Source organism: Corynebacterium sp. HMSC08A12 (genome assembly GCF_001807485.1).
GTDB classification, from domain to species: domain Bacteria; phylum Actinomycetota; class Actinomycetes; order Mycobacteriales; family Mycobacteriaceae; genus Corynebacterium; species Corynebacterium evansiae.
In genome coordinates this window covers 137,969-156,891 of sequence record NZ_KV789188.1, presented here as the reverse complement: position 1 = coordinate 156,891, position 18,923 = coordinate 137,969, and the positions used below count along the sequence as shown (strand labels likewise).

Genomic DNA, 18,923 nt, shown 5'->3' with positions numbered 1-18,923 from the left:
ATTCCGTCAGGCACCCTGGTGGACCTGCCCTGACCGACGTATTCCCGATCTAGCGACATTCCGAGCCCACGATTCGAGTTCCGGGGGACTGTCGTTGGGGAAAATGTCGTTAAAACGGGAATGGGTTAATGGGAGCGGTTTGCAAAATCGCAAAGCCGCAGGTCAGGGCGTTGTGTATTTTTGCGGAGCTCCGCGGGCGCCGACGTATTCCCGATCTAGCGACATTCCATTCCGCTAGGCACCCTGGTGGACCTGCCCTGGCCGACGTATTCCCGATCTAGCGACATTCTGACCAGCCGGACACCAGGCAAAGCCCGGCCAAGCTGGGCAAACTACAGCAGCAGCCCCCGGCCAAACTAGCGCAGCAGCCCCGCCAGCGCTGCAGCCCAGCTAGCGCTGCAGGACGAAGCGGTACATCTCCAAGCGGTCCAGCAGCGAGCACTGCGGAACCAAAGGAACCGCCTGGTCATCGGGCTGAGGCTCCCACTTGCACGCCCCCACCTGCGCCAAGATGCGCCCGGTCCGCCGCGACAGCCACTTGATCTCGCTGGCGCTGAGGGCGTCAGTACCCAAGGCAGTATCCGTCGGCGGCAGCTTCGCATCCGCGCGCGTGAAGCCGAGTGCCGACATGAAAGCCTCGCTGACCTCGTCGACCTCCGAATCCACCAACGTGGACAGCGCGATGATCCGCGCCCACGCTGCCGCGCGCCCGATCTTGCTCTTCTCGATCGGCGCGTCAGCCAGCAGCTCAGCGGCATGCTCGGTGACGTTCGCCGGCCGCTCCAAATCCAGCGCCTGCAGCAGCGGAATGAACTCGTACAGCGCCCGCTCGTGCAGAAGTTCCCGCAGCTCAGGGTCGGTTTCGGCGAGGATCTGCTCGACGGTGTCCTCGCCCGCCAGCGCCACGTTGACCTCCGTGATGTCCACGCGCGCCGGAATGCCCGCAGGGTGCAGATGCGCGGCGAGTTCGTCTTCCTGATTCTTATTGACGCCACCCGCCTCAGCCGCATCGCCTTCCGTATCGGCGAGGAAGTCGGCGGCCAGGAGCACTGCTTCGGCATCCGGCTCGCCCGGCGCGTCGAAGGAGGCGTCGAAGGGGGAGCTGGTGGGGGCGAGCTCGATTTCCTCGTGGCGGGTGGTGGTGTCTGTGACGTTGACGCTGAAGTCGTAGCGGCCTACCTTCAGCACGCCGATGGTCCCGCGGCGGAAAATGTCGCCGAGAGCAGTGCCAATGGAGTTTGCGCCCTTGGCGTAGACGCGCACGCGGCCAGCAGTGCGGGCGCGGAAACTCCAGGTTAGCTCGGTGGTGGTGTCGGCGCTGGTAGCAGTGTCAGCCGCGGGCGCGTCGGCGGCGCCAGTGTCAGCGGCAGAGGCCGCGCCGGCGCCGCGCTCCGCCCGCGCGACGTAGCGAGTGGGGTGCGCCTCGGGGACTCGATTCACGGATTCAGGCCAGTCGAAGCTAGTGAGGATCGCGTCGGCGAAGTCGGCCACGCTCATGGCGCCGGAGACGCTGAGCAGGCGGGAGTATCTTCCCACTCCCGGGAAATGGTGCTCCACTACCACGGTGAAGACTGTGGTGTGGGCTCCGTTGTTTCTGCTGGCCCCCGCCCCCGGTGTGGACATAACCCCCAGGCTTTCCTGCACTTCCGCCCCCTCGGCGTTAGCTTCCGCCCCGCCGGCACCATCGCGCCGGGAGGTGCGGATCTTCGACAGGGAGATCACGCTCCCGCCCGCGATTGATGCATCCGTGGCCTCCGCGCCGCCGTTCCCGTTCGCTCGCGCAGCAGTGGAACCGCCGGCTGATTCATAGCCCCCGGCGGCTCCATAAAGCGATGAGCGATTCATGCACCTAAGCGTAATGGCGCCCGGCTAACCTCGCTGGGCGAGAACCAGCGGAAGCGTCTGAGCAGTCACAAACTCGCTGATCACAGGGCCAAGTCGGCGGACTCGCAACTTGTCGAATGCGTTGTACTGCGCGATCCAGCCGCGCAGCGCGGCGGCCTCTTGCAGCGCCGTCGCCACGGCCTCGCGCTCGGCCTCGCTTCCGGCGCACTCTGCTTCCCCTTCGCCCGCGCCCGCGCTTCCCTCCGCGCCAGCACCAGCGCTATCGTCGGCAGCACCCGCGCCGCCACCAGCCCCGCCAGCGCCGACCTCGGCCTCCCGGAACTCCGCCAACGTACGGAAGCTCCCCCACGCCGGCTGCTTCTCCCCCGGGAACTCGGCGCTGAAGTACTGCTTGGCGGAGGTGAGGGCGTCATTAAGAGCGACCTCCGTTGCCGCCACATCAACCAGCGCAACGTCACTAGGCAGCACCTTCGCCGCCGCCTCGTCGCCCACAAACAGCACGGGATAGCGAAGCAGGGCGGCGAGCATGGCCGCGCGGTCGTCGGTCCCCTCGATCCAATCCGCGCTGGCGGCGAAGCCGTGGATGCCTGCGCCGTCGATCAGCCAGGCGCCGGAAAAGTCTCCAAGTTGCACGTCGGGGTCGGTTTCCACCTGCCAGATGGCGAAAGTGGGATCGTCGGCGGGGCCTGCGGCGGCCACGACCATGATCGGGTCGTAGCGGACGGGCTCGGGCGCGCCGGGAGTGGCGCCGGAGCCCGCGGGGTCCGCGCCGGGGGCCGCGGTACTCGCGGCGGCACCAGACTCGGCGGCAGTGCTTTCAGGGGCAGTTGTGCTCATCGCTATTGGAGGTTACCACCGACTATGATCTTCCCCATGGCTGTTTTTGATAGGTTCCCCGCCTCCGCGAAACTCTTCAAGCGTTCCAAGCTCTCCCCCGCCGAGCAGGAGCACAGGAGTGCACCGGTGCGAGTCGGTGGCGTCGGTAAGGAAAGCAGCTACGAGGCCTCCACCCGCACGAACCTGCCGCTCAACGAGTTCATGACGCGCCTCATGGCCCAGGAACTGCCCATCCTCGACAGCACCAGCCGCCAGCGCGTGCGCGACATCCTGCGCGAATACGACGGCCCCACCATCACCGAGCCCGAGGAGCTGCCGGAGGAGATCCGCCAGATCATGGAGCTCTACTAGCTCTTTTTCGCCTTTTCTTAGTGACGCCGCCCACACCGCAACTGCGAAAACGCTGGCAACTTGAGCCCCACGCGGCGCCGCGCCCAGGGGTTGTCGCACCCGGGCGCTAGGGTAGAGAACATGGAATTGCACACCAGCACTCGTACCCTCACCGGGTGGGGTCGCACCGCCCCCACGACCGCCGAAGTTCTGTCTACGCAGGATGTCGATCAGATTGCCGCCGCCGTCGCGCGCGTGGCCGACGATAATGCGGATAAGCCCAGCCACCTGCAGCGTGGCGTGATCGCCCGTGGCATGGGCCGTAGCTACGGCGACCCGGCCATGAACGCCGGCGGGCTCGTTATCGACATGCAGCAGCTGAACACGATCCACAGCATCAACCCCGATACCGCCCTCGTTGACGTGGATGCGGGCGTGACGTTGGATCAGCTGATGAAGGCCGCCCTGCCCTACGGCCTGTGGGTGCCGGTGCTGCCCGGCACGCGCCAGGTGACCATTGGCGGCGCTATCGGCCCGGATATTCACGGCAAGAACCACCACTCCGCGGGTTCCTTCGGCAACCACGTTCGCTCCATGGAGCTGCTGGTGGCCGACGGGCGCGTGCTGCACCTGACCCCGGAGGGCTCCGAGGACGACCCGGACGGCGAGCTGTTCTGGGCCACCGTCGGCGGCATGGGCCTGACCGGCATCATCCTGCGCGCGACGATTGAGATGACGAAGACGGAGACCGCGTACTTCATCGCCGATGGCGACATGACGCACTCCCTGGACGAAACCATCGCGTTCCACTCCGATGGTTCGGAGCACAACTTCACCTACTCCTCCGCCTGGTTCGACGCGATCAGCCCGGAGCCGAAGCTGGGCCGCGCCGCGATCTCCCGCGGCTCCCTGGCAACCCTGGACCAGCTGAAGGAATACGCGCCGAAGCTGGCGAAGGATCCGCTGAAGTTCAAGGCCCCGCAGCTGATGACCGTGCCGGATATTTTCCCGAGCTTCACCATGAACAAGCTGTCCATGGTGGCTATCGGCGAGCTGTGGTGGCTGAAGTCCGGCGAGTACCGCAACCAGGTGCAGAACCTCACGCAGTTCTACCAGCCGCTGGATCTGATCGGCGAGTGGAACCGCGGCTATGGTTCCAAGGGCTTCCTGCAGTACCAGTTCGTCGTGCCGACGGAGGCCGTGGAGCCGTTCAAGGAGATCATCCGCGACATCCAGGCTTCCGGCCACTACTCCGCGCTGAACGTATTCAAGCTGTTCGGCGAGGGCAACAAGGCCCCGCTGAGCTACCCGATGCCGGGCTGGAACGTCTGCGTGGACTTCCCGATCAAGCCGGGCCTGGGCGCCTTCCTGGATGATCTGGACCGTCGCGTGATGGAGTTCGGCGGCCGCCTGTACCTGGCCAAGGAGTCCCGCACCTCTGCCGAGAACTTCCACAAGATGTACCCCGGCCTGCCCGGCTGGCTGGCCACCCGCAAGCGCATTGACCCGACGGGGGTTTTCGCCTCCGACATGTCCCGCCGCCTCGAGCTCTAGTCGCATCCCCACCCACCCGAAAGAGAGTCACAATGATTGATGCCGTTGGCAAACCCCAGTCCATCCTGCTGCTCGGCGGCGCGTCCGACATGGGTCTCGCCGTCGTCGAGGAGTTCCTCTCCCGCGGCCCCGCGCGCGTGATCCTGGCCGCCCGTGCTGGCGAGTCTTTGGATGACGCCACCGCACGCATGAACGCCGCCGGTGCCAGCGAGGTCGTACCCGTCACCTTCGACGCAGTGGACTTCGATTCCCACCCGCAGGTTTTCGAGGAAATCTTCAGCCACGGCGACGTGGACCTGGCCATCGTTGCGTTCGGAATCCTGGGCGATAACGAGAAGCAGTGGACCAACCAGAAGCTGGCCGTGCAGGCCGCGCAGGTGAACTTCACCGGCGCCGTCTCCGTTGGTGTGCTGCTGGCGGATTACATGAAGAAGCAGGGCCACGGCCAGATCGTGGCATTCTCCACCGTTGCTGGTGAGATGGTCCGTCGCTCCAACTTCGTCTACGGCTCCACCAAGGCTGGCCTGGATGGCTTCTACCGCATGCTGAACGAGGCCCTGCGTGGCACCGGCGTGCGCGTGCTGACCGTCCGCCCGGGCCAGGTGCGCACCAACATGACCAAGGACCTGGAGGACGCGCCGCTGACCGTGGACAAGGAAGACGTGGCTAAGGCCATCGCCAAGGCCGTGGATAACCGCAAGTCCCTGATCTGGGTGCACCCCCTGTTCCGCCCGATCATGCTGATCCTGAAGCACCTGCCGCTGCCGATCCTGCGCAAGCTGCCGCTGTAGTTGTACTGTCCAGGACCGTTGATCGGCTGTTTTACCAGTGATGAGGATTGACGCTTCGCGCATGGACGGGCGGTATGCCAACCTCCTTGATGTCGTGACCAGAACAAGTCTCACTGGTAACAACGGCCTTCTTCACCCGTGACAGCGCGAACCAACGGATCGCTGATCGCAATCGGCACCATGCGACCAGATACCAACGCCCGTCGGTAAAGGCGAACAGCACCGGTTCAACATCGCGGCAGGTTTCGACCCCCTCGCTGGTGACGTACTGAATCCGAGCCACCTTTTGGTCCGTCATCGCTTGCTCCAATGCAGAGCGTGTCGTCCTCAACGAAGCAGCAGAAGGATTAACCCACACGCGCTCAGCTAGGCGCTCAGCTTGCTGTCGCGTCCGAGGATCAAGAACCTCGACGATCTTCTCTGCCGCCGTTGTTGCCAGGTCGGCATACGGCGCATCGGTCGATACGCTCGCAGCCAACAAGGCCATTGCCTCCGTCGGGGACAGCCGCACCGGGGGAAGCGATGCACCTGGGACCAGACCATATCCACCGCCCGGACCAGGGCGCGACCAGATGGGCAGTCCGGCACTTTCCAACGCAGCTAGGTCACGCTTGATGGTGCGGACCGACACCTCAAACTCGCTTGCCAAGCGCTCAGCACTAATTCCGCGGGAACCGCTACGCCGCAAAACATCTGCGAGAGCGTGAAGACGCTCGGATCGCTTCATGGAATTGCCCGTTCAAAATTCATGACATAAATAGTGACACACTGCTGTCCAACAGCACTGCCATGATGGCACCATGACATCAAAACAGCAGGAAAAGACCCCTCCCGTGATAATCCTGGTCGCGGGTCATTGGCTTGGGGCATGGGCATGGGACGAAGTCGCCGAACAGCTGACATCCAACGGCATGCAGGCTATTCCCATCACTCTTCCCGGCCTCGACGATCAAGACCCACAGCGCGCAAACAGGACTCTCGAGGAGCAAGTCGCGGCGATCCAATCAGTTGTCGACGCGCAAGGAGGCAATGTAGTTCTCGTCGCACACAGCGGTGCTAATGCTCCGGTCAGTGTCGTCATCGATCGACACCCGGAACTGATCCAGCGGGTTGTGTGGGTCGACTCCGGTCCCGTCTTACCCGGTAGCGTCTTCGCCCCGGATCTCCCCGAGTCGGTCGCGGAGGTGCCCCTACCCTCTTTCGAAGAGCTCGGTCAACAGGCCAGTCTTAAAGGCCTTAGCGCAGAGCACCTCCAGCGCTTCCGAGAGAAAGCCGTCGCCGAACCGGGACCTGTCATGCGTGCAGCGGTCGAACTAACCAACAATGACCGCTTCAGCGTGCCGACCACGATGGTGTGCTGCTCTATACCAAGTGAGCAAGTACTGGAGTTGGCCGAAGAGGGACACGCCATGTTCGCTGAAGTAGCCCGGCTCGACCATATCGACGTTATTGATCTTCCCACCGGACACTGGCCGATGTGGAGCCGTCCCGATGCATTGGCCAAAGTAATCAGCCACACTGCGGGATAACTACCTAAGCGACCTCCTGGGGTGCCCCCGGGTGCGCGGATTCCCGCGCATCCAGCTTCACAAACGCCGCGGCCACCATCAGAACGACCGAGGCGAAAGCCGCAACCAGGAACGCCACGTGGATGCCCTGGCCCACCACCTGCGCCTCAGCCAGTGCAGGATCCGTGGCACCCAGGCCTGCCAACTCCGCCGCATGGCTAGAGGCGTAGCGCGTGGAGGCGAACGTCATCACAGCCACGAAAATCGCTGTGCCCGCGCCACCGGCAACCTGCTGGAAAGTATTCAAAATTGCCTGCGCGTGGGAAGCCAAAGAGTCCGGAACGGCCGCCAGAGCGTTGGACATAAGGGGCGTCATCATCAAAGCAATGCCCAAGTTCAACACGACCGTAACAAGCATGAGCTGCACAAACGCCGGCCACGTGCCGGAACCAACCCAAGAAAACAGGTGCTCCGTCTGCTCCAGGGCGGCAAAGCCCATCATGCCGATGGTGATCAAAATGCTGCCCGGGATAATCAGCGGGCGGGCGCCACGCGCGTCGTAGGCACGGCCGACCGCTGGCCCCAGCAGGCCCATAACCAGGCCGCCGGGCAGGGAAACCATGCCGGTCTTCAGCTCCGACAGGCCCGCGACGTTCTGCGCGTACAGCGGCATCAGAATGATGAAGCCGAAGAGCATGGAGAACGTAAACAGCAGCAGCCCCAGCGAGAGGTTGTACTCGCGCACACGCACCGGCTGCAGGTTCAACAGCGGAGTGGCGCCCGGCTTAGAGCTGCGCTCCAGGGAACGCTGGCGCAGGAAGAATACCGCCAGGATCACCGCGCCCGCAGCCAGGATGATCAGGCGCTGCACCGGCAGACCATCGGCCAGCTCCGACAGGCCGGCCAGGCCGTACACCAGGCCCGCAAAACCGAATGCGGAGAGGAAAACAGAGAGCACGTCCAGGGAGGGGCGGCTCGGCTCCTCGAAGTTCTTCACCAGGAACAGGCCCGCGACCAGGGAAATCAGCACCAGCGGGGCGACGAGGATGAAGATCCACCGCCATCCCAAAGCCTCCAGCACCACGCCGGAAAACGTCGGGCCTAGCGCCGGAGCCACCGCAATAACCACCGAGACCAGGCCGAATACCGCACCGCGGCGGTTAATGGGAACCAGCCGGATGATGGTGGTCATCAGCATCGGGATCACCAGCGCCGTGCCGCTGGCCTGGATCACACGCGCCAGCAGCAGGATCGGGAACGTCGGCGCCGCGGCCGCGAGCACCGTGCCGACCAGGAAGGTCGTCAGCGCCGTCGCGTAGATCGAGCGCAGGCGGAAGCGCTGCATGATGTAGCCGGTCATCGGGATGACCACGGCCATCGTGAGCATGAATGCTGTGGTCAGCCATTGCGCTGCATCGGCGGTGACGCCAAACTCTCCCATCAAAACGGGCAAAGCCACGGCCAAGGTGGTCTCGTTGAGAATCACCACGAAAGCCGCGGCGACGAGCACACCGATTAGGAGCTTTGCGCCGGGCGCGGGCTCGCCGGGAGGGACGGAGTGCTCCGCGCGGTCGGAGTTGGTGGCGTCAGAAATAGATTCTTCAGACAAAAGTATCCCTCCACGATGTAAAAGGCGGGCGCATTGGTGCACCCGCGAACCTTGGATACTTTACACCAGGTTTGCTGGTCGCAGAGGGTTAGCGGGTTAGCGCTCCAGCTCGCCTTGAGCCTCGCCAGTGCCATCGCCGTTGCCCTCGCCCTGCTCGAGGGCGTTCGCGCCGTTCGCACCGTTCTCGGCATTCAGCTGGGCGCGGATTTCCTCCAGGCGGGAGCTGGCGCGCATGTCGTTACCAGCGGATTCAATCTCCGTCATGCGGCCCTGCACGGAGTTCTCGACGAGCTCCTGGCTGCCGAGCGCCTGAGCGTAGCGCTGCTCGATCTTCTCGCGCACGCTGTCCAGGGTCGGCACGTCATCGTTTTGCACCAGGCCATCCATCTGCTGCATGGAGTTCGCGGTGGCCTCCTGCATCTTGGCCTGATCCACCTGGGAACGCAGCTGGTTGATCTGCGCCATCTGATCCTCGAGGCGGGCGGCGGACTGCTGCTGTTGCTGCTGCGCCTGACGGGCGGCCTCTTCCGCGCCGGAGTACAGCTGCTTGGTCTCCTCAAGCTGCTGCTCAACCGTGACCAGCTGAGATGCGAACAGCTCTGCCGTCTGGTTCAGCTCGTTGGCCTTTGCCTGGTCGCCGTCGGCCGCGGCCTTATCGGCTTGTTGAATGGCGGTGCGGGCGTTTCCCGCGAGCTTCTCCGCATCCTGCTGCAGGCGATTCATCTTCATTTCCAGCTGGTTACGGTTACCGATCACGCGGGCTGCGCTTTCGGAAATCTGCTGGTGCTGCTTGCGGGCCGCTTCCGTGGCCTGCTGGATCTGCACATGGGGATCCGCGTTCTCCTCGATCTTGGTGTCGAGGGACTGCATCAAGTATTTCCAGCCCTTAGAAAATGGATTCGCCATGGGGAAACTCCTGTGTCGGTATGTAGTCGGTACTTATTCGAGATGTAGTTGTTTGCTTAAGTTAACTGCATCCCAGCGTACTGACTTTCCGCGCGGGGCGGTCGAGCTGTTAGCCCGCCGCTAAAGCGGGTACAGGTGAACCACCGGGGCGTTCATATCCCGCCCGGTCAGGTGCATCAGGTCCAGCTTCACCTGTTTCAGGGAGACGACCTCCATCACCGGGTCCGGGATCGGCGCCTCGCTGGGCACTAGACCCAGCTGGTGCAGCACATCCCCAGCACCAGCGGAAATGTCCACCTTCACCGGCACCGTGGAGATCTCGGCCAGCGCGGGCACGGCCTCCAGGGACGTAGCCTCCACCACGACGGGGCCTTCGATCACGTAGGTCTCCACATCCGGGCCGGTCTGCATCAGCCCGTCGCCCCACTGTCCGGGCAGCTTGATCTGCAGGTTCTTGATCTCCAGCCGGTCGCCGGTGATGCGCAGCAGGTCGCGGCCGCCCTGCTCCGTACCCACGGAGTCCACGCCGACGCGCACGTTCCCCTTGAAGGTCACGTTATCTGCGGTGACCTGGCCGACGTCGCCCACGCGCGCTGGCTGCGCCACGCTGTACGGGGCATTCGCATTCAGGATGCCCACGCCGGTCGCGATCCCCACCGCCACCAGCAGGGCCGCCACGGTCGCGGAGTATCCGCCGTCGGAGCCCCTGTCGGAACGTGGCTCGCCCTCGGTATCGGCTTCGCTCTCGGCATCCTCGGCCTCAGTCTCGCCGCCGGCGCCGCCCCCGGAGCTCTTGCTCCGGGTCTTCTTCGGCTTGCGCTCCCCCGACTCCCACGCCAGGGCAAACGCCCCGCCGAAAATACCCAACAGCGAACCCAACAAGAACCCGCCGATATTGGAGGCCGGAAGCGCCACCAGCGATACCAAAATGGCGAAAACCCCCAGGTAGGGAGCCGTGGCAGGCTTCAGCCAAATCCCCAGTGCGAACATGATCTGCGCCGCGCCCAGGAAGAGCGTGGAAACCCCCGACAGCGTGGAGATCATCACCAGAAGGTCGGAAATGCGCAGCGTCAGATACGCGGGCGTCATAATCACAACACCCGAAAGCAGCACCAACAGCCCCGGCACGAACGGTCGGTTGCGGCGCCACTCGGCGAAGCGCGCTAACCGCCCTTTAGCAGGCATTCTCGGTTCCTCGGCGCACGCTCGCCTCCACTCCGGAAACGTTCAGCTGCTTCGCCCCAACCGACGTGGCAATGATCTTCTCCGCCACAATCTGCACGTCCTTCGAGTGCAGACCCCAGGCGTCGTCCGGCGCTTCGGGGTTGACCTGGCTGGCGTCAATACCAAGGTTGGGGTCGGCCATCCGCAGGCTGCCCTTAATGTCGGTGGAGCCCACGATCAGATCGTCCGCATCAACGCTGTTCTGTCCGTTGGCGCGCAGCGAAAGGGTGGCCTCGCCAACGGCGGGAAGGTCCGGCACGGTTGTGGAAAGGCACAGGTCAGAAGCCTTCGCCTGCTTAATCTTCACGCGCGCTACGGGCAGGTGATCATCGCCCTTCGCATCGTTATCCATGAACAGGGAGAAATCCTGCCCGGACAGGCCGCCGATCGTCACGGTGAAGAAAGAGCCGGAAAGCGCCAAGTTCGCAGAGATTCCGCCCTTCGCCACGGCCATTCCGGTACCGGCGAAGCCGACCAGCCCGGCGGTCAGCGCCACTGCGGCCTTCTTGCCGTTGATCCGTCCCATTTCGTGCCTCCTGTTGTAAAGCCCTTACGCATTATCCCCGCAGTGGCACCGTTGCGCGAATCGCCGTTCTTTTTATTGACGCCCTCTAGGCCGCGCCTGCCCGCACCCCAGCACAGGCTGTGCGAATCCGCGCTGCGCACGCGGGAGGCCTGTGCGCGAGCTACACACGTGCGCGCCGCACGCGAACACCGCCCACGTGGGACCTGCGTAGCCTGGGGAACATGGACGTTGCATGCTACTCAGCCCCCGGCGCCGGCGAGGCGCTGGAAAAATCCACAATTTCCCGGCGCGACCTGCGCCCCAACGACTGCCTCATCAAGATCCGCTGGGCGGGCATCTGCCACTCGGACATCCACACCGTGAACGGCGATTGGCCGCACGATAACTTCCCCATGACCCCCGGCCACGAGATCATCGGCGAGGTCACCGAGGTTGGCACGGAGGTGCAGAACTTCCGCCCCGGCGATGTGGTCGGCATCGGCTGCCTGGTGGATAGCTGCCTAGATTGCGATGCCTGCCGCGAAGGCGACGAAAACTACTGCGAGAACGGTTCGACCGGCACGTACAACGCGCCCGACCGCCTCGACGGCACGATCACGCAGGGCGGTTACTCCACCCACATCGTGTGTCGCGAGGAGTTCCTGGTCCGCATCCCGAAGGCCTTCGCCGACTTGGAGTCGGATGCGGCCGCGGCGGCCACTCCCCTGCTGTGTGCTGGAATTACTACGTATTCCCCGCTGAAGCACTGGGACGTGGGCGAAGGTTCCCGCGTGGCGGTCGTCGGCATGGGCGGCCTGGGGCACGTGGCGGTAAAGCTGGCTGCGGCGATGGGCGCGGACGTGACGGTATTGAGCCACTCGAAGTCTAAGGAGGCCGACGGCATGGCCTTTGGTGCCAGCCGTTACGTGGCCACCAAGGAGGAGGACTGGCACAAGCCCTTCAGGGCGAGCTTCGACCTAATCATTAATACGGTGAGCGCCCCGCTGGATCCGGCACCGTTTATTTCCACCCTGGCGCGTGGCGGAACCATGGTGATGCTGGGGCTACCGCCGGAGAAGATGCAGATCAGCGCCGGTGCGCTGATCGGTAAGCGCCGCTCCGTGGCGGGCAGCGCTATCGGTGGTATCCGGGAGACCCAGGAGATGATTGATTTCTGCGCCGCCCACGGCATCACCGCGGAGGCGGAGGTCATCCCGGCAGAGGAGATCAACACGGCCTACCAGCGCGTATTGGATTCGGATGTGCGCTACCGTTTCGTCATCGACGTCAACACGTTGTAGCGCGCTCCGGGCGCGCTGAGCGCTTACTGCGCCTCGCCCTGCTCGGCCTCGATCTGCTTGCGAACCTCGTCCATGTCCAGCTCCTTGGCCTTGGCAATCAGCTCGTTGATGGCCTTGCCCGGCAGCAGGCCGGATTCGCGAGCCAGCAGCACGCCGTCGCGGAACAGCATCAGCGTCGGGATCGACTGGATCTGCAGAGCCGCGGAAAGCTCCTGGTTGGCTTCGGTATCTACCTTGCCGAACACGGCGTCCGGGTTCTCCTCGGAGGCCTGCTCGAAGATCGGGGCGAAGCGCTTGCACGGACCACACCAGTCTGCCCAGAAGTCCAGTACGACGATGCCGTCGCCCTGTACGGTTTCCTGGAAGTTTGCTCCGGTGATTTCAGTGGTCGCCATTTCTTTCCCTTCGGGTTGATTGCTTCGTTCAAAGCTTGTCGCTGCTTTGTCACTGCTTTGTCACTGCGCACCGTTAAAAGGGGCGCGTATGTTTTTCCAACATTACGCAACGCACGCTTTATTCCACGTTAGAGTTCTCACTATGTCTATTTATGACGCCAACGCGAATCCGTCTAGCACTTTCAAAATGTACAAGAATCTTGCGAAGAAGCCGTTTGGCAACGGCCTGTTTTCGCTGGCAGCCAGCGCTAAGGCGCCTTACTTCCTGACCGTACAACCGCGCCTGCAGGAGTTGCGACCGGGCTACTGCCAGGTGAAGTCGAAGAAGTGGTGGCTGCTGAATAACCACATCGGAACCTTCCACGCCATTGCGGCCTGCAATGTGGCGGAGTTTGCGATGGGGATGCTGGCTGAGGCGTCCGTCCCCAACACGCACCGCTGGCTGCCGCAGGGCATGCGCACGAAGTACCTGAAGAAGACGAAGGGCAGCCTGACGGCCACCGCGACGGCCGAGCTGCCGGACTTCGAGAAGATCACCAAGGAATCCGGCGGGCAGACCGTGACGGTGACGATCCACTTCGCCGACGACGAAGGTAAGGAATCCACCTACGCGGAGATCGACATCTGGGTCACTGCCAAGAAGTAGCAGATGCTAGGCGCTGCCGCGTAAATCGCGGCAGGCTAGGCGCCCGCGAGCGCCGCCCCGCCCCAGAGCGCGGGGAAGAATACCGCGCAGCAGGCGGCGGTCATCGCCACCACGCCGACGATGCGGCGGCCGGGTTGGGGCCGGGTGTAGACCTCCACCATTACCGTGGAAAACGTGGTGAACCCACCGGCCAAACCCACTCCGATCAGGGGGAATAGGATGTCCCCGGCCGTACCAACCCCGCTGCCAGTCGAGTGCTGCGAGGTGAAGCCAAGGATCAGGCCCAGTAGAGCGGTGCCGAGGAGGTTCACCACCGCCAGGCTCCACAGGGGTGCCCAGCCGCGCCGGGACTTCAGGTAAGTGTCCAGGCCATAGCGGGCGGCCGCGCCCGTTCCGCCGCCGACGGCGACGGCCAGCAGCTCCACGAGGGTTGCTCCGGTGCTCATCGCGTGCCCCTATCCCCCGGCGCGGCCTCAGGGTCAGCACCGGCGCCGCTGGCTACTTGGGCTGCACTGCCCCCGTGCCGTAGCCGCGCCAGCTCATTCAAATCCCGCCCGAGGCGCAGCCCCATCGCAGCCGCAAGCAGGCCAAGCACCAGCGTGACCAGTCCGTAGGCTCCCCCGATGAGGACGGCGGTAGTTGAGTCGGTGGGGGCGTCAATAGCCGCAGCGAGCGAGCTAAACGACGTGAAACCGCCGAGCAGCCCCGTGCCCCAGAACGCGCGGCGCGGGTGGGCGGAATCCGGGATCATGCCGACCAGAAGGCCCAGCAGGAGTGCTCCCAGGACGTTGACCACCAGCAATGCAATATCCCCGAGGGGGATTCCGCCGGTGACATTCAGCGGAGTGGCCGCGCCGGGGACGCGCGTTGGGTCGCCGAGCGCGGGGATCCAAACGGTCAGTGCCCAACGAAAAATCGCCCCCAGCGCGCCGCCGAGGAAGACCAGGGCGATGGGCGGAAGGCGTTTCATGGGTGCAATATTACCCAGGCAACTGGATTAAACGGCCAGTCACGCCGCCGGGCTGGCGGGTTAGCCCTGCTTGACGGCAAAAATGTCGAAGTCAATGGTGACGGGCTTCGTGACGTCCTTGATGGTCAGGTCGCCGGTGACCTTGATGGCGGTCTCGCCGGCGGCGGTGATGTCCGTGGAGGTGAAGGTGATGTGTGGGTACTTCTCTTGATGCGCTGGGTCCCAACCTACGTCCACTTAGTTGATGTGTCCACCATATTGACTGATGTGCGATAATGGTGCACATGACACAAGAAAACACCTCTTCTCCGCAAGATGCGGATGCCAACGCGGGAACCCCGTGGCTGAGCAGCCGCGAGCAGCAGGTGTGGCGAGCGTGGCTCAACGCCCACATCCAGATCAATGCCGAGCTGGTGCAGCAGCTGGCAGCGGAAACTTCCCTATCCCTGTCCGACTACGAGGTTCTGGTGCATCTTTCGGAATCGCCGAACCACCAGCAGCGAATCGTCGCGCTGGCGAACATGATGCAGTGGAGCCGTTCGCGCCTATCGCACCAGATCACGCGCATGTCGAAGCGCGGTCTTGTGCGCCGCGAAACTTGTGACGCCGACGGGCGCGGGGCCTTCGTCGTCCTTGAACCCGCAGGTCTCGACGCGATCACTACTGCTGCGCCCGGCCACGTGGCGAAGGTGCGCGGGCTGGTGTTTGACCGGCTGACCGATACGGAAGTTGAGCAGTTCTACTCGATCCTGGCGAAGCTGAACGAACAGCCTTAGGCGCGGCGCGGGGCAGCGCGCGGATGCCCCGCGTGGGATTTAGGGCATAGGGCTGATGTCGCGGGCCATGTCGGAGAACTTGGAGAACTGCAGCTGGTTGGCCACCGTCACCGTGCCAATGGGACCACCACGGTGCTTAGCGAGGATGATGTCCGCCTCGCCCGCACGCTCGTGATCCGGGTTCTGCGAGTCCGGGCGGTTGATCAGCATGACCATGTCGGCATCCTGCTCCAGCGAACCAGATTCACGCAGGTCAGAGACACGCGGAAGCGCATCGTCGCCGCGGGACTCCACGCCACGGTTCAGCTGCGAGATCGCAACGACCGGCACGTTGACCTCCTTGGCCAACAGCTTCAGCTGGCGGGAGAACTCAGAGACCTCTTGCTGGCGTGATTCCACTCGCTTGCCGGAGGACATCAGCTGCAGGTAGTCCACCACGATCAGCTGCAGATCCACCTGCTGCTTCAGGCGGCGTGCCTTCGAGCGGATCTCCATCATCGTCAGGTTCGGCGAATCGTCGATGTAGATCGGCGCGTCCTCGATCTCGCCGATGCGCACGGTCAGGCGATCCCAGTCGTCGTCGGTCAGCTTGCCTCCGCGCATGGAAGCCAGGCGCACCTCCGCCTCTGCAGAGAAGATGCGCATCATGACCTCGGACTTGCTCATTTCCAGGCTGAACAGCGCCGACGCTTTGCCGTGCTGGATCGACGCCGAACGCATGAAGTCCAGCGCCAGCGTGGACTTACCCACACCTGGGCGGGCTGCCACAATCACCATCTGGCCGCCACGCAGACCATTCGTCAGATCATCCAGGTCGGCAAAGCCAGTGGGGATGCCCATCTCCACGCCATCCTGGCTCTCCAGCTGCTCGATCTCCCCCACTGTGGAGGCGACCAGTTCCGCGAAGACCTCGTAGTCCTCCTTCGCGGCATCGTTGGTGATGGCGAACATCTCCTGCTGCGCGCGGTCCACCACGTTATCCACGTCCGCCCCTTCAGTGCCCGCGTAGCCCAGCTGCACAATCGTGGTGCCGGCCTGCACCAGGCGCCGCAGCGTGGCCTTCTCTCGCACGATCGAGGCGTAGTAGCCGACGTTTGCCGAGGTCGGAGTCTTCTGGACGACACTGTGCAGGTAATCAGCGCCGCCGATGAAGCTCAGCACGCCATCGCGGTCCAGGCGGCCACTGACGATGACCGGGTCTACTTCCTTACCCTCGCCGTACAGCTGAAGTATGGCGTCAAAAATAGTCTTGTGCTTCGGCACGTAGAAGTCATCACCAACGAGGACCTCCACGACATCCGCAATGGCGTCCTTATCCAGCATCATGCCGCCGAGCACGCCCTGCTCGGCTTCCGGGTTCTGCGGCATCTCGCGGACGATCTGCTGAGAGCCGCCGTGACCGCCCTGGCCACCCCGACCCCTCCGACCGCCCTGGAAACCCCCGCCGCGACGACCGGAAGACTCGAAGCCGCCCGCTCCCCCGGCGCCCGAGCCAGCGCCGAAGCCACCTCCCGAGCCGGCGCCGAAGTCGCTGGGACCGCCGAAATCGTCGAAAGGTTCCTCCGGCAGCGGGGCGCCGTCGTCGAAGTTCATGCCTGCATTTTCGCTCATGCCGACCACTTTAATGGCAGCGCGGGACAACCCCTAAGCGGCAATACAGAACAAGTTATCCACAGGCTTTGTGAATATACCTGTGGAGGAAATGTGCATAACCCCCAATCCCCCAGGATGGCTTGTGGATAACTTGTGGATAGCCGATGCTCTCACCTGCACGTTTCCACGTTTGCGCAGGTCAGAACAGTGTGACTGGTGTGAAAGCTTCTCTTTTCATCGGTGGATAACCTGGGGATAAACAAACCCGCAGGCCAGGCGATCGCGCTCATACAAACCCCCAGGTCGCCCAAATCCTTAAATTATTCACACTTTATTCACCGCCATAACCGCGTTCATGGCTATAAGCCCACACCCTTCATGTTCGGTTTCCTAAGCGGAAGTAAAATATTGGTTTTCCTACACACTGCACGACCTTGGAGTACGGTGTGCCTCATGAATTCCACACCCACCGACCCAACCACCAGCTCCTCCATCTCAACCCTCCCCGCACTCACGGAGGCTACCGCCGAGCGCCCCCTCGACCTCCTCATTGTCGGCGCGGGGCTCTCCGGCATCGACATCGCCTACCACGTAAACAAGAACTTCCCCGGCTGGAACTGGGCCGCCGTGGACTCTAACTACGACGTGGGCGGAACCTGGGCCACCTTCCAATACCCCGGCATCCGCTCGGACTCCGACATGGCCACGTTCTCCCTCCCCTTCAAGAAGTGGCCGCACAAGGGAACTCTCGGCTCCGGCAAGCAGATCCGCGACTACTGCCGCGAAGCCGCCCAGGAAATCGGCATGCTCGACCGCCTACAGCTATCCACGTGGGTCGAATCCGTGAACTTCCACACCGACCGCGGCCTGTGGGAAGTCACCATGCGCGTCGGCCGCACCGGCCACGCCAACTCCGAAGGCACCGACGGCTCCGACTCTGCCGCTTCCGCCAACCCCGAGCAGCCGACCGTAACCACGTGGACGCGCCGCCTCCACTTCGCCACCGGATACTACCGCCATGCTGAAGGGTTCACGGCGGAGATTGAGGGCGTCAATACCTTCGAAGGCACCGCCCTGCACCCACAGCAATGGCCCCGCGACCTCGACGTGCGCGGCAAGAAGGTCACGGTGATCGGCTCCGGCGCGACGGCAATTACGCTGGTCCCGGCGCTGCACGCGATGGGTGCGGACGTGACGATGCTGCAGCGCACCCCCACCTACATCGCCCCGCTGCCGGAGACCGACACGATCAGCTCCCTCGTCGGCCTGGGCTTAAGCACCGAGCCCGGCAAATTCGGCCACCGCCTGGCGCGCACCCTGCACATCGGCCGCGACATGGCGCAATACCACCTCTGCCAAACCTTCCCCAGCATCGCGAAGCTGGTGTTCCGCGGCTGGAACCGCCTTTACCTGCCCGCCGACGAGGTCCGCCGCAACTTCACTCCCCCATACGGCCCGTGGGACCAGCGCGTCTGCAAGTCCCCCGGCGGCGATTTCTTCAAGGCCGTGCGCGGCGGGGCGAAGGTCGTCACCGACCACATCGAGCGCGTCGACGCCGGCGGGGTGCGGTTGCGCTCCGGCGGGTACATCGAGGCTGATGTCTTGGTGATCGCCACGGGACTACAGCTTCTTGCTTTTGGTGACGCCAACTTCTCAGTCGATGGCGCCCCAGTACCCACCGAATCTCTGGTGGCTTATCGTGCCATGATGGCTAACCGGCTGCCGAACTTCTCCTACACCATTGGGTATTTGAACCAGTCGTGGACTTTGCGGGCGGACATGACCTCGCGGTACTTGGTGCAGCTATGGAAGGACATGGACTCGCGAGGCGAGCAGTGGGCGTGCCCGGTTCTACCCGCCGGCGAGCCCGCTGACCTGCCGCTTCTGGAGATGTCCAGCGGCTATATCCAGCGCAGCGTGGGGACTCTGCCGCGCCAGGCCGCTGGCGATCCGTGGCGGATGGAGCACGACTACATCAAGGAGCGCCGCACCTACACCAGCGCGGACAATACCCACGACATGGCCTTCGGCGTGGAGGCGCTGGAGGCGGCGGCGCCGCTGGCCGCCGGTGAGGGCGGCGGAGGCGCCGCCAAGCTGCGGGTTTAACAGCTGCGCCGGGTGATCCCAGCCGGG

General features: G+C 63.9%; 20 protein-coding genes and 1 pseudogene. 8 read left to right on the top strand and 13 right to left on the bottom strand.

All coding sequences use genetic code 11. The annotated features are described in order from the left end of the window. Positions 1–390: 390 nt before the first annotated feature. Both HMPREF3166_RS08105 and HMPREF3166_RS08100 read right to left on the bottom strand, forming a co-directional pair. Entirely contained in the window at positions 391–1,845 is a 1,455-nt protein-coding gene (locus HMPREF3166_RS08105; protein ID WP_141741152.1) for a hypothetical protein, read from the bottom strand. A gap of 24 nt (positions 1,846–1,869) precedes the next feature. Continuing rightward, positions 1,870–2,682, bottom strand: coding sequence for a hypothetical protein (locus HMPREF3166_RS08100; protein ID WP_070488606.1), 813 nt, complete (start codon positions 2,680–2,682; stop codon positions 1,870–1,872). A 36-nt stretch (positions 2,683–2,718) separates the two neighbouring features. On the opposite strand from HMPREF3166_RS08100, the gene HMPREF3166_RS08095 reads away from it, so the two are divergent. The 3 genes from HMPREF3166_RS08095 (at position 2,719) to HMPREF3166_RS08085 (ending at position 5,357) form a co-directional block, all read left to right on the top strand. Next, positions 2,719–3,033: a hypothetical protein gene (locus HMPREF3166_RS08095; RefSeq protein ID WP_371327270.1), complete on the top strand. Its 315-nt coding sequence runs from the start codon at positions 2,719–2,721 to the stop codon at positions 3,031–3,033. 120 nt (positions 3,034–3,153) lie between these two features. Further along, positions 3,154–4,566 (top strand): decaprenylphosphoryl-beta-D-ribose oxidase, encoded by a 1,413-nt coding sequence (locus tag HMPREF3166_RS08090; RefSeq protein WP_070488603.1) that lies wholly within the window; start codon positions 3,154–3,156, stop codon positions 4,564–4,566. Positions 4,567–4,598: 32 nt separating this feature from the next. After that, on the top strand, positions 4,599–5,357 hold the full coding sequence (locus HMPREF3166_RS08085) for a decaprenylphospho-beta-D-erythro-pentofuranosid-2-ulose 2-reductase (RefSeq protein WP_049050580.1): 759 nt from the start codon (positions 4,599–4,601) through the stop codon (positions 5,355–5,357). Positions 5,358–5,388: 31 nt separating this feature from the next. Here HMPREF3166_RS08085 and HMPREF3166_RS08080 read toward each other — a convergent pair whose 3' ends face one another. Together HMPREF3166_RS08080 and HMPREF3166_RS10355 are read right to left on the bottom strand one after the other, a co-directional pair. Next, positions 5,389–5,844, bottom strand: coding sequence for a helix-turn-helix transcriptional regulator (locus HMPREF3166_RS08080; RefSeq protein ID WP_246816978.1), 456 nt, complete (start codon positions 5,842–5,844; stop codon positions 5,389–5,391). A gap of 66 nt (positions 5,845–5,910) precedes the next feature. Further along, positions 5,911–6,084: pseudogene (locus HMPREF3166_RS10355) on the bottom strand (HTH domain-containing protein); the annotation flags it as partial. Positions 6,085–6,157: 73 nt separating this feature from the next. Between HMPREF3166_RS10355 and HMPREF3166_RS08075 the strand changes: the two are divergent. Next, entirely contained in the window at positions 6,158–6,886 is a 729-nt protein-coding gene (locus tag HMPREF3166_RS08075; protein ID WP_049050579.1) for an alpha/beta fold hydrolase, read from the top strand. A gap of 4 nt (positions 6,887–6,890) precedes the next feature. On the opposite strand, the gene HMPREF3166_RS08070 is transcribed toward HMPREF3166_RS08075, so the two are convergent. From HMPREF3166_RS08070 to HMPREF3166_RS08055, 4 genes are all read right to left on the bottom strand, one after another. Continuing rightward, positions 6,891–8,474 carry a DHA2 family efflux MFS transporter permease subunit gene (locus tag HMPREF3166_RS08070; RefSeq protein WP_246816971.1) on the bottom strand — a complete coding sequence of 528 codons (1,584 nt, stop codon included), beginning with the start codon at positions 8,472–8,474 and terminating at the stop codon, positions 6,891–6,893. 96 nt (positions 8,475–8,570) lie between these two features. Further along, positions 8,571–9,380, bottom strand: a complete 810-nt coding sequence (locus HMPREF3166_RS08065) for a PspA/IM30 family protein (protein ID WP_035003594.1) — start codon at positions 9,378–9,380, stop codon at positions 8,571–8,573. A gap of 120 nt (positions 9,381–9,500) precedes the next feature. Then, the gene (locus HMPREF3166_RS08060; RefSeq protein ID WP_070488601.1) at positions 9,501–10,565 is read right to left on the bottom strand and encodes a DUF6114 domain-containing protein; all 1,065 of its coding nucleotides are present in this window, start codon (positions 10,563–10,565) and stop codon (positions 9,501–9,503) included. Further along, entirely contained in the window at positions 10,555–11,130 is a 576-nt protein-coding gene (locus tag HMPREF3166_RS08055; protein WP_049050577.1) for a DUF6230 family protein, read from the bottom strand. Before HMPREF3166_RS08055 ends, HMPREF3166_RS08060 begins: the two co-directional genes overlap by 11 nt. Positions 11,131–11,351: 221 nt before the next feature. On the opposite strand from HMPREF3166_RS08055, the gene HMPREF3166_RS08050 reads away from it, so the two are divergent. Then, the gene (locus HMPREF3166_RS08050; protein WP_070488599.1) at positions 11,352–12,410 is read left to right on the top strand and encodes an NAD(P)-dependent alcohol dehydrogenase; all 1,059 of its coding nucleotides are present in this window, start codon (positions 11,352–11,354) and stop codon (positions 12,408–12,410) included. A gap of 23 nt (positions 12,411–12,433) precedes the next feature. On the opposite strand, the gene trxA is transcribed toward HMPREF3166_RS08050, so the two are convergent. Then, complete coding sequence (gene trxA, locus HMPREF3166_RS08045) at positions 12,434–12,805, bottom strand: thioredoxin (protein ID WP_035003598.1); 372 nt, start codon at positions 12,803–12,805, stop codon at positions 12,434–12,436. Between the two features lie 142 nt (positions 12,806–12,947). Between trxA and HMPREF3166_RS08040 the strand changes: the two genes are divergently transcribed. Next, a complete protein-coding gene (locus HMPREF3166_RS08040; RefSeq protein ID WP_070488597.1) occupies positions 12,948–13,451 on the top strand; it encodes a hotdog fold domain-containing protein in 504 nt (167 codons plus the stop codon). Between the two features lie 35 nt (positions 13,452–13,486). Here HMPREF3166_RS08040 and HMPREF3166_RS08035 read toward each other — a convergent pair whose 3' ends face one another. From HMPREF3166_RS08035 to HMPREF3166_RS10015, 3 genes are read right to left on the bottom strand one after another with little or no spacing between them, the layout of a single operon-like run. Then, positions 13,487–13,897, bottom strand: a complete 411-nt coding sequence (locus tag HMPREF3166_RS08035; protein ID WP_070488595.1) for a fluoride efflux transporter FluC — start codon at positions 13,895–13,897, stop codon at positions 13,487–13,489. Continuing rightward, positions 13,894–14,421 (bottom strand): fluoride efflux transporter FluC, encoded by a 528-nt coding sequence (locus tag HMPREF3166_RS08030; RefSeq protein WP_083293848.1) that lies wholly within the window; start codon positions 14,419–14,421, stop codon positions 13,894–13,896. The genes HMPREF3166_RS08035 and HMPREF3166_RS08030 overlap by 4 nt, the downstream gene beginning before the upstream one ends. Positions 14,422–14,481: 60 nt before the next feature. Continuing rightward, positions 14,482–14,658, bottom strand: a complete 177-nt coding sequence (locus tag HMPREF3166_RS10015) for a YceI family protein (RefSeq protein WP_246816970.1) — start codon at positions 14,656–14,658, stop codon at positions 14,482–14,484. Between the two features lie 47 nt (positions 14,659–14,705). On the opposite strand from HMPREF3166_RS10015, the gene HMPREF3166_RS08025 reads away from it, so the two are divergent. Further along, positions 14,706–15,197 (top strand): MarR family winged helix-turn-helix transcriptional regulator, encoded by a 492-nt coding sequence (locus HMPREF3166_RS08025; protein ID WP_070488644.1) that lies wholly within the window; start codon positions 14,706–14,708, stop codon positions 15,195–15,197. A 39-nt stretch (positions 15,198–15,236) separates the two neighbouring features. On the opposite strand, the gene dnaB is transcribed toward HMPREF3166_RS08025, so the two are convergent. Beyond that, positions 15,237–16,808, bottom strand: a complete 1,572-nt coding sequence (gene dnaB / locus HMPREF3166_RS08020; RefSeq protein ID WP_070488593.1) for a replicative DNA helicase — start codon at positions 16,806–16,808, stop codon at positions 15,237–15,239. 435 nt (positions 16,809–17,243) lie between these two features. Here dnaB and HMPREF3166_RS08015 point away from each other — a divergent pair, with 435 nt between their 5' ends. Continuing rightward, complete coding sequence (locus HMPREF3166_RS08015) at positions 17,244–18,896, top strand: flavin-containing monooxygenase (protein ID WP_070488591.1); 1,653 nt, start codon at positions 17,244–17,246, stop codon at positions 18,894–18,896. Positions 18,897–18,923: the final 27 nt, after the last annotated feature.

What these genes read in the sequence shown, in the direction of transcription:
- HMPREF3166_RS08105 (WP_141741152.1), bottom strand. Translation starts at nt 1,845, where the DNA reads ATGAATCGCTCATCGCTTTATGGAGCCGCCGGGGGCTATGAATCAGCC.
- HMPREF3166_RS08100 (WP_070488606.1), bottom strand. Translation starts at nt 2,682, where the DNA reads ATGAGCACAACTGCCCCTGAAAGCACTGCCGCCGAGTCTGGTGCCGCC.
- HMPREF3166_RS08095 (WP_371327270.1), top strand. Translation starts at nt 2,719, where the DNA reads ATGGCTGTTTTTGATAGGTTCCCCGCCTCCGCGAAACTCTTCAAGCGT.
- HMPREF3166_RS08090 (WP_070488603.1), top strand. Translation starts at nt 3,154, where the DNA reads ATGGAATTGCACACCAGCACTCGTACCCTCACCGGGTGGGGTCGCACC.
- HMPREF3166_RS08085 (WP_049050580.1), top strand. Translation starts at nt 4,599, where the DNA reads ATGATTGATGCCGTTGGCAAACCCCAGTCCATCCTGCTGCTCGGCGGC.
- HMPREF3166_RS08080 (WP_246816978.1), bottom strand. Translation starts at nt 5,844, where the DNA reads ATGGCCTTGTTGGCTGCGAGCGTATCGACCGATGCGCCGTATGCCGAC.
- HMPREF3166_RS08075 (WP_049050579.1), top strand. Translation starts at nt 6,158, where the DNA reads ATGACATCAAAACAGCAGGAAAAGACCCCTCCCGTGATAATCCTGGTC.
- HMPREF3166_RS08065 (WP_035003594.1), bottom strand. Translation starts at nt 9,380, where the DNA reads ATGGCGAATCCATTTTCTAAGGGCTGGAAATACTTGATGCAGTCCCTC.
- HMPREF3166_RS08060 (WP_070488601.1), bottom strand. Translation starts at nt 10,565, where the DNA reads ATGCCTGCTAAAGGGCGGTTAGCGCGCTTCGCCGAGTGGCGCCGCAAC.
- HMPREF3166_RS08055 (WP_049050577.1), bottom strand. Translation starts at nt 11,130, where the DNA reads ATGGGACGGATCAACGGCAAGAAGGCCGCAGTGGCGCTGACCGCCGGG.
- HMPREF3166_RS08050 (WP_070488599.1), top strand. Translation starts at nt 11,352, where the DNA reads ATGGACGTTGCATGCTACTCAGCCCCCGGCGCCGGCGAGGCGCTGGAA.
- trxA (WP_035003598.1), bottom strand. Translation starts at nt 12,805, where the DNA reads ATGGCGACCACTGAAATCACCGGAGCAAACTTCCAGGAAACCGTACAG.
- HMPREF3166_RS08040 (WP_070488597.1), top strand. Translation starts at nt 12,948, where the DNA reads ATGTCTATTTATGACGCCAACGCGAATCCGTCTAGCACTTTCAAAATG.
- HMPREF3166_RS08035 (WP_070488595.1), bottom strand. Translation starts at nt 13,897, where the DNA reads ATGAGCACCGGAGCAACCCTCGTGGAGCTGCTGGCCGTCGCCGTCGGC.
- HMPREF3166_RS08030 (WP_083293848.1), bottom strand. Translation starts at nt 14,421, where the DNA reads ATGAAACGCCTTCCGCCCATCGCCCTGGTCTTCCTCGGCGGCGCGCTG.
- HMPREF3166_RS08025 (WP_070488644.1), top strand. Translation starts at nt 14,706, where the DNA reads ATGACACAAGAAAACACCTCTTCTCCGCAAGATGCGGATGCCAACGCG.
- dnaB (WP_070488593.1), bottom strand. Translation starts at nt 16,808, where the DNA reads ATGAGCGAAAATGCAGGCATGAACTTCGACGACGGCGCCCCGCTGCCG.
- HMPREF3166_RS08015 (WP_070488591.1), top strand. Translation starts at nt 17,244, where the DNA reads ATGAATTCCACACCCACCGACCCAACCACCAGCTCCTCCATCTCAACC.